6 protein-coding genes and 1 pseudogene are annotated in these 8,335 nt (G+C 65.3%); 2 read left to right on the forward strand and 5 right to left on the reverse strand.

Annotated features, from left to right (window positions below; translation table 11 throughout):
- Positions 1-97 precede the first annotated feature (97 nt).
- Positions 98-940 carry an NADPH-dependent oxidoreductase gene (locus tag EOA38_RS20530; protein WP_127300085.1) on the forward strand — a complete coding sequence of 281 codons (843 nt, stop codon included), beginning with the start codon at positions 98-100 and terminating at the stop codon, positions 938-940.
- A 25-nt stretch (positions 941-965) separates the two neighbouring features.
- On the opposite strand, the gene gcvA is transcribed toward EOA38_RS20530, so the two are convergent.
- Positions 966-1,979, reverse strand: a complete 1,014-nt coding sequence (gcvA, locus tag EOA38_RS20535) for a transcriptional regulator GcvA (protein ID WP_127300086.1) — start codon at positions 1,977-1,979, stop codon at positions 966-968.
- Positions 1,980-2,280: 301 nt separating this feature from the next.
- On the opposite strand from gcvA, the gene EOA38_RS20540 reads away from it, so the two are divergent.
- Entirely contained in the window at positions 2,281-3,885 is a 1,605-nt protein-coding gene (locus EOA38_RS20540; RefSeq protein WP_127300087.1) for an ABC transporter substrate-binding protein, read from the forward strand.
- A 95-nt stretch (positions 3,886-3,980) separates the two neighbouring features.
- Here EOA38_RS20540 and EOA38_RS20545 read toward each other — a convergent pair whose 3' ends face one another.
- From EOA38_RS20545 to EOA38_RS40465, 4 genes and pseudogenes are all read right to left on the reverse strand, one after another.
- A complete protein-coding gene (locus EOA38_RS20545; RefSeq protein WP_127300088.1) occupies positions 3,981-5,405 on the reverse strand; it encodes an FAD/NAD(P)-binding protein in 1,425 nt (474 codons plus the stop codon).
- Positions 5,406-5,431: 26 nt separating this feature from the next.
- Positions 5,432-6,757 carry an LLM class flavin-dependent oxidoreductase gene (locus tag EOA38_RS20550; protein WP_127300089.1) on the reverse strand — a complete coding sequence of 442 codons (1,326 nt, stop codon included), beginning with the start codon at positions 6,755-6,757 and terminating at the stop codon, positions 5,432-5,434.
- 28 nt (positions 6,758-6,785) lie between these two features.
- A complete protein-coding gene (locus EOA38_RS20555; RefSeq protein WP_127300090.1) occupies positions 6,786-8,048 on the reverse strand; it encodes an NAD(P)/FAD-dependent oxidoreductase in 1,263 nt (420 codons plus the stop codon).
- A 39-nt stretch (positions 8,049-8,087) separates the two neighbouring features.
- Positions 8,088-8,335, reverse strand: a pseudogene (locus EOA38_RS40465) (hypothetical protein); the annotation flags it as partial.

Here is an 8,335-nt window from a genome sequence, read left to right on the forward strand (position 1 = left end):
ATACATTGGCCCGCATCGGCGAAACCTACAAAGCCCACCCCATGCCCTACTGACGTGACCTATTCCAATTCAAGCAACTATGTCCGGGGAGCACAGGATGACGTCAGCGGCAATGGAAAACGGCGGCGACCCGGAAGCCGCGGTTGCGCGGCGTTATCGCTCCCCACAGCGCGCCGATGTGTCTGCCTGGAACCAGACGCTGGACGCCATTCTCTCGCACCGAACCACGCGCGCCTATCTTCCCAAAGAACTGCCGGACGGCACGCTCGAGCTTATCGTCGCCGCTGCGCAGTCGGCACCGACGTCATCCAACTTGCAGGCCTGGAGCGTCGTCGCGGTTGAAGATCCTGACCGCAAAGCACGTCTCGCCGAGCTGGCGGCGACCAATCGGCACATCGAGCAAGCGCCGCTGCTGGTCGTCTGGCTCGCCGACCTGTCGCGGCTGCGCGCCATCGCCTGCCTGTCCGTTTGCCGCGGCGATGGCCTCGACTACCAAGAGAGCCTTCTGCTCGCCGTGATCGACGCCGCACTCGCCGCCCAGAACGCAGTCGTCGCGATCGACTCGCTTGGCCTCGGCTCCTGCTACATCGGCGCGATGCGCAACCGTCCCGCCGAGGTGGCCGAGGAGCTTGGCCTCCCGCCCGAAGCGTTCGCGGTGTTCGGGCTGACTGTGGGCTATCCCGATCCGGCCGGCGCGAGCGACGTCAAGCCACGGCTCGGGCAAGAGACCGTTCTGCATCGCGAGCGCTACCGGCCCGGGCTCAACGATCAGGATCTGGCCGCCTACAACGCGACCTTGCGGACCTTCCAGCAGGAACAGGGCATGCCGGCGATCGACTGGACGCTGCAGGTTGCGAACCGCATCGGCAGCGTCGAAACGCTGAGGGGACGCGAGCGCCTTGGGCCGACGCTGAAGGAGCTGGGCTTCAAGCTGAGCTGAGACTCCGAAGAGGAGGGCTTCTCGTCTACTCTGCCGCGACGATCGACAGGCGCGTCTGCTGGTGGGGCAGCTGCGGCGGCAGGTCCAGTCCGCCCGAACGCAGCGCTTCGGCCCGCAGCCAGTTGCGGAAGTGCTCCACGGCTGCGAGCTTCTCCTTGTGCGGCGTGGTCGCGAAGAAATACGAGAACTCGACCGAATGCGGCGTGCCGAACGGGCTGACCAGCCGCCCCGAGGCGAGGTCGCCCTCCGCGAGCCTGAGCTTGCCGAGGCCGATCCCCTTGCCGGCTACCGCCGCGTCGAGAACGAGTGAAGACAGGCTGAGCCTGATGCCGCCCTTGACCAGCCGACTGGACAGACCCTGCGCACGCAGCCAGCCTTTCCAGTCCGGGCAGCTCGTGTCGTGCTCCGGACCTTCCTCGTGAAGGATGGGAACGCCGCGCAAGGCCTCGGGCCCACGATGCAATTGATGATCGCGTGCAAATTCCGGGCTGCACACCGGCAGCACCGCCTCCGAGAACAGCCGCTCCGTGACCAGCCCCGGATAGCCGCCCGGGCCGTAGCGGATGACGCAGTCGACGTCCTCGCTGGCAAGATCGGCGAGCCGTGCCGACGCGTCGACCAGCACGTCCATCCCCGGCACAGCCTCGCGCAGGCCGTCGAGGCGCGGGATCAGCCATTTGCTGGCGAAGGATGGCGCGACGGACACGCGGATCGGCGAGTCGTCGGGATAACTGGCGACCTGCGATACGGACTCCACCACGACTTCGAACGCCTCGGTGAGGCCGGGCATCAACGCACGGCCGGCTGCCGTGAGATGGAGCTGGCCGCGGTCGCGGTCGAACAGCGTCACGCCAAGGTGGTCCTCGAGCAGGCGGATCTGCTGACCGACGGCGGTCGAGGTCACGTGCAGCTCATCGGCCGCGCGCATGAAGCTCAAATGGCGAGCGGTGGCAACGAACGCCCGCAAAGACGTCAGCGGTGGCAGCCTCGCTAGGCTCGGCTGCAATCTCTTTGCTCTCGTGCCGGTCGAAACACCCATGGCGTCATTCAACACACTGACGGGAAGCGCGGCGAGAGCGGGTTTTGCGCGGGGGAGAGTGGTCGCAAATTCATTTGCCGGAGCGGGCGCATCGACCGGAACGGAAATCTACGAAATCGAAATGTCTACAAAACTTGTAGAAATTATCCCTCGGCCTGATTTGCGTCGTCCGCGAAGCGCCGCTTTCACGCCGCCAAAGAAAATCGTTCTTCCGCTTCCGCGGCCTCGCGAGGAACATTCGCGCTTACCCGCGGCGTTCGGCTTGCGGGACCAGTCGGTGCTGTTTCCGGAGCAAGAAGCCATGTCCCTCGATCGCCGCCAATTCAACCAGCTGCTGTTTCTAGGAGCGGCGAGCTTCGCCTTGCCGGGCGGTGCGTCCGTTGCTGTTGCCGCCGAGGGAGCTCCCGTCGCCGGCGGCACGCTCAATTGGGCCTATTATCCCGATCCGTCCTCGCTGATCGCGATCAACACGACCTCGGGCACCGGCCAGGCGATCGGACCGAAGGTCAATGAGGGCCTGCTCACCTATGACTACGACCTCAACGCGCAGCCGTTGCTCGCGACGGAATGGTCGATCAGCGATGACGGTCTGCGCTACACCTTCAAGCTGCGCGAGGGCGTGAAGTGGCACGACGGCAAGGACTTCACCTCCGAGGACGTGGCCTTCACGATCCTGCGGCTGAAGGAAGCGCATCCGCGCGGCCGTATCACCTACCAGAACGTCACTGCCGTCGAGACGCCGGATCCGCACACCGCCATCATCGTGCTGTCCAAGCCGGCGCCCTACCTGATCACGGCCGTCAGCAGCTCCGAATCGCCGATCGTGCCGAAGCACGTTTACGAGACCTTCAAGCCGGAAGAACAGCCGAAGCTCGAGCAGACGATCGGCACGGGGCCGTTTATCCTCAAGGAATGGGTGCCCGGCAGCCATTTGATCTTCGATCGCAACCCCGACTACTGGGACAAGCCGAAACCCTATCTCGACCGTGTCGTGCTGCGCGTCATCCTCGATCCTTCGGCGCGCGCGGCCGCGCTCGAGACCGGCGAGATCGACATCGGCGCCAACCCGGTACCGCTCGCCGACATCGAGCGGTTGAAGGCCAATCCGAACCTGGTCGTCGACACGAAGACCTATGCCTATTCCGGCCCGCAGCAGCAGCTGTTCTTCAACTACGAAAACGAGAAGCTGACCAAGCGCGACGTGCGGCTCGCAATCGCCCACTCGATCGATCTGCAGAAGCTGGTCGAGATCGCGCTCTACGGCTACGCCCAGGTCTCGCCGAGCCCGGTGAGCACGGCACTGCCGAAATGGTACGATCCCAGCATCAAGGCGCGCGAATACGACACCGCCAAGGCGGAGCAGCTTCTCGACAGCGCCGGACATCCGCGCGGCGCTGACGGCATCCGATTCAAGCTACGGCTCGCCTACAACGCGTTTCTCACGCCGGCCTATGCCGATTTCATCAAGCAGCAGCTCGCAGTCGTGGGCATCGACGCCGAGATCCTCAAGCTCGACCTGGCGACGTTCCTCAAGACGGTCTACACCGACCGCGCCTGGGACATCGTTGTCGAGTCGCTGTCGAACACGTTCGATCCGACGCTGGGCGTACAGCGCGCCTACTGGTCGAAGAATTTCAAGATCGGCCTCGTCTTCTCCAATGCCAGCCACTATGCCAACCCGGAGGTCGACCAGATCCTCGAGGCGGCGGCGATCGAGCCCGACGAGGCCAAGCGTCGCGAGCTCTGGTACAAGTTCCAGCATATCATCCACGAGGACGTGGTTTCGGTCGATCTCGTCGCCGCCGGCGCACAGATCGTTGCCAACAAGAAGGTGAGGAATTTCGCCCCTGGCGCCGAAGGCATCAACAACAGCTTTGGCCAAATCTGGCTCGACCCTAACGCCTGAGACACCCAACCGCGGGAACTGGGCCGCATCCGTTGCGGCCCTTTTTTTCATGCCTCCGGTTTGACTTTGTTCGACACGGACGACCCGCAGCCGGATCACGCCAGCGGGCGTAGCGCGACGTGGGGCTGGAGGATGAGTTTGGCCAGCGCGATCGCCTGCCCCAGCTGCTCGCCGATCGAGCTCGATTCCCAGGCGACACCTCGTAGCGGATGGCCGATCGCGAAGACATTCCCGTGCACGCGGCCATTGGCGCCGATGACCTTGCCGTCGGCCGTGGCATCGATGCCGAAGCCCGTCGAATGCGGGCGCACGACACCGGTCTCCAGCAGGCTTTCGACGAACGGGTCGGCGATGCGTCGCCAATTATGCTCCTGGTGGCCGCGGCAGTTCACGACGCCATCGAAGCGTAGCCGCTCGACGATGCCGGTGCGGCGCCAGCGTATCTCGGAGACGATCTGGTCGCCGTCGGGCTGAAGGCCGAGGACACGGCCGGCCGCTCCGCTCCATCGGCCTTGAGCTTGCGCTCGCGCAAGCCGGTCATGGGAAGGCGGCGCCGCGCGATGCGCGGTGACGTCCCAGACAGCGCGCAGATGGCGGGCGAAACGAAGACGCTCCTCGTCCGACGCGCCTTGCCACAACGCCACGATCGTCGGGCGAAGCACGATCGGCAGGCCCTGCCAGTCGAGCCCGGCGGCGGCGATCGCGCGGCGTTCCGCCTTGACCGCAGCGAGCAGCGCCTTCGCTGTCCTCGGCAGCGGCTGCCCCGCGAGGAAATCGCGCCACGGCTCCGTGTTGCGTCTTCTCTCCACGATCTGGCCTCGCCGTGACACCACTTGGTAGCTGCCCTTAAAGCCGCGCGCCTCCATGCTCGCCACCACGTCGACCATGCTGAGGCTGGAGCCGATCAGCAGCAGTTTCTCGCGGCCGGCGAGCCGGTCGAGCGCGGCGGCATTCCAGGGATCCTCGACATACCTAGGGTGGTTGGCGACCGCAGCTTCCGTCGGCGGCAGCGGCGAGCGGAACACGCCGGTGGCGAGCACGGCCTCGGTAGAGACGATCTGCTGGCCGTCGCTGCTGCCGACGCAGACGCCGTGCGGGCCGACCAGCACCTCTGTCGCCGACGCCTTCACATGGCGAAAGGTCGCGCGTTGTCCGGCTTCATCGATCGCGCGGTTGAGCTCGGACTGGACGTAGGTTCCATAGAGCCAGCGAGGCGGGCTGGAATCGTGCACATCGTCGGGCGGTGTCCAGCCAAGCGCCGGTCCATTCTCGGAGAGCCAGCGCACAAGATGATCCGGATCGTTGGGATGCAGGGAGAAGATGCGGGCGGCGCCGTTGACCAGGTGCTCGGGATCGGCGGTGCTGTAGGCGACACCGCGGCCAAGCTCGGCGCGGCGTTCGACGATGGTGATCGCCAGCGGCTCGCTCGCGCTATCGAGCAGCTTAATCGCCGTCGTTGCGCCGGCGAAACCGCCGCCGACAATGGTGATGGAACGGACCGAAGTGATGGGCGGGGACATCGGGTTCTCGATAAGGCACGCGCGGCTCAGCTGAAGAAGCGGTTTGCCGGCCGCTTCAGCCCGAGATTCTCGCGCAGCGTCCTGCCCTCATATTCGCGCCGGAAGATGCCGCGCCGCTGCAGCTCGGGAACGACCCTGTCGACGAACTCGTCGAGGCCCGCGGGCAGATAAGGGAACATCACGTTGAAGCCGTCAGAGCCTTCCTCTTCCAGCCATTGCTGCATTTCGTCGGCAATGGTCTGGGGCGTGCCGACGAAGGCGAGCCCCGCATAGCCGCCGAGCCGCTGCGCGAGCTGGCGAACTGTGAGGTCCTCGCGACGTGCCAGGCTGACCACCCGCTCCAGGCTGCTCTTGCTGGCGTTCGTATCGGCTATCTCGGGCATCGGACCATCTGGATCGAAGCCCGATGCATCGTGGCCGATCGCGATCGACAGCGACGCAATAGCGCTGTCGTAGTGGACGAGGCTGTCGAGCTTCGCTCGCTTTGCACGGGCCTCTTCGACCGTGTCGCCGACAACCACGAAGGCGCCGGGCAGGATCTTCAGCTCGTCCCGCGAGCGTCCGATCTTCTCCATGCGTCCCTTCACGTCGGCGTAGAAGCGCTTGCCGGCGGCGAGGTCGGGCGTTGCTGCGAACACCGCCTCGGCGGTCTCGGCGGCGAGCTGGCGGCCGGGCTCGGAGGCGCCGGCCTGGACGATGACCGGCCAGCCCTGCGGCGGGCGAGCGATGTTGAGTGGCCCGCGCACCGACAGATGCTCACCCTTGTGGCCAAGCACGTGCATCTTGTCGGGATCGAAGTAGAGGCCGCTTTCGACGTCGCGCACGAAGGCGTCGTCGGCAAAACTATCCCACAGGCCGGTGACCACATCATAGAACTCACGTGCTCGCTCATAGCGCTCGCCGTGCTCCATATGCTCGTCCAGCCCGAAGTTGAGCGCCGCGTCCGGATTGGAGGTCGTGACGATGTTCCAGCCGGCGCGGCCGCCGCTGATGTGGTCGAGCGAGGCGAAACGCCGGGCAATGTGGTAGGGCGCGTCGAAGGTCGTCGAGGCGGTCGCGATGAGGCCGATGCGTTCGGTTACCACGGCGAGCGCCGAAAGCAGCGTGAACGGTTCGAACGACGTCACCGTGTGGCTGCGCTTCAGTGCCTCGACCGGCATGTTGAGCACGGCCAAGTGGTCGGCCATGAAGAAGGCGTCGAAGCGGCCCTGCTCGAGCTTGCGGATGAAGGTCTTGAGGTGCTCGAAGTTGAAGTTGGCGTCGGGATAGGCGCCGGGGTAGCGCCAGGCGCCGGTGTGAAGGCTCACCGGACGCATGAAGGCACCGAGCCGCAGCTGACGTTTTTCACTCATGGTGAGCTTCTCTTTCGTTCTTCGGGGCTCATTCGGCTGCTTGAGGCTGATGCCGGCGGCCGGCGAGCACATTCCTCTGCATGGCCGTCAGCGACGAGCGCACTGCCTCGGCGCCGTGCTCCAACATCCTGGCCTCGTAGTGCGCAAGCGCGTCGAGCAGCGGTTTGTCGCCACGCTTGGCCGCGACCAGCTCCGGCACCAGCAGCCCGGCATCAAAGATCGCTGTGTTGCCGCCGAGCGCACGGAAGTAGGTCATCGCGTGGATGGCGTCGCCGAGCTGCGTGACCCGACGCGTCGGCCACGGGTCGACCGGCCGCGATGTATGTACGTGCAGCAGCGCCACCGTCGAGGGATCGGTGTAACGGATGAGCTTCACGATTTCGGGATGCCAGCGGCCGATCCTCGTGAGCAGCAGATCGAGAAGCTGCTCACCTGACAGCTTCGCCAATTCGGCGTCCGTCGCAAGCTCGTCCTGGCCATAGGCGGTGTTCCACCAGACGTAGCTTGTCGTGTTGTTGAAGTGGAAGCCGGAGATGTCCTTGTGCGTCGGGTCGTCCAGGCCGATCAGCCCGTATTTCCGGTGTGCCGCCGGGTCGACGCGGTGGCTCGTTACCATCAGGCTGTGGCCGGCGTGCGGCCGGATCCCGACATTGTAATCGAGCAGCAAGTGAGAGATCTGGTGAAGCGCGGCCGCATGAAGCGTCATCTTGCCGGCAAGCCGCCTCACGCCCGTGTCGAAGCTCTGCGCCTGCGGAACGAGCTGCCGGCGCACACGCGACTTCGCGCCGTCGGCTCCGACCAGAACGTCGGCGTGGACCGAACTGCCGTCCTCGAAATGCGCGACGACCGAACCGTCCGGTTGCTCCTCGTAGCGCGAGAAGACCTTGCCGTAGCGTACGATGCCGTCGAGGCCACTGAGCAGGATCTGGCGCAGCGTGATGCGGCTCACGGATTTTTCGATGTGGGTGTCGTCCGCCTCTCCGAGCGCGTTGCCGCCGCCCCAGGCGTTGTCGCCCAGGATTTGGAAATTCTCGTCTAGCAGGAGGTTGCAGTCGGGCGCGCGGCCGAGCGTTGCGATGAAAGCCTCGTAGAGCTCCGACGGCAGGTTGGCGATCAGCGAGTCGATGCCGCGCTGGCGTATGCGCAGCCTGAATCCCTGGACGTAATCGGCTCGGGCTCTGTCCTTCTCGAAGACGGTGACCCCGATGCCATTCTTCTTCAGGCCCTGGGCGAGGGTGAGGCCGCCCGGTCCGGCGCCAATTACGGCCACGTCCACATGTTCGATAGTCATGGAATTCAGCTCCGATCGTAGAGTCCGGCTGCCCGATCGCTATTCGGCCGCTGCGAGCTTCACCTGCCTGGCGGGCGTCGGCGCCAACTGCGATTGTGCAGCAGCTTGCTTCGCAGCATGCCGGCCGAAGGCCGCCTTGGCGGCGATCGTGCGGATCATGTGGTTCTGCGGCGCATGCGAGCGGGCGGTGATTGTGTCGCGATGGTGCCTCTCAAGCTGGAAGTCGCGATTGAGACCGGGATTGCCGGAAAGCTCCAACGCCAGCGAAGTAACCGCCACCGCATTGT

The sequence above is a fragment of the Mesorhizobium sp. M1E.F.Ca.ET.041.01.1.1 genome (assembly GCF_003997355.1).
In the GTDB taxonomy this organism is placed as follows: Bacteria; Pseudomonadota; Alphaproteobacteria; order Rhizobiales; family Rhizobiaceae; genus Mesorhizobium.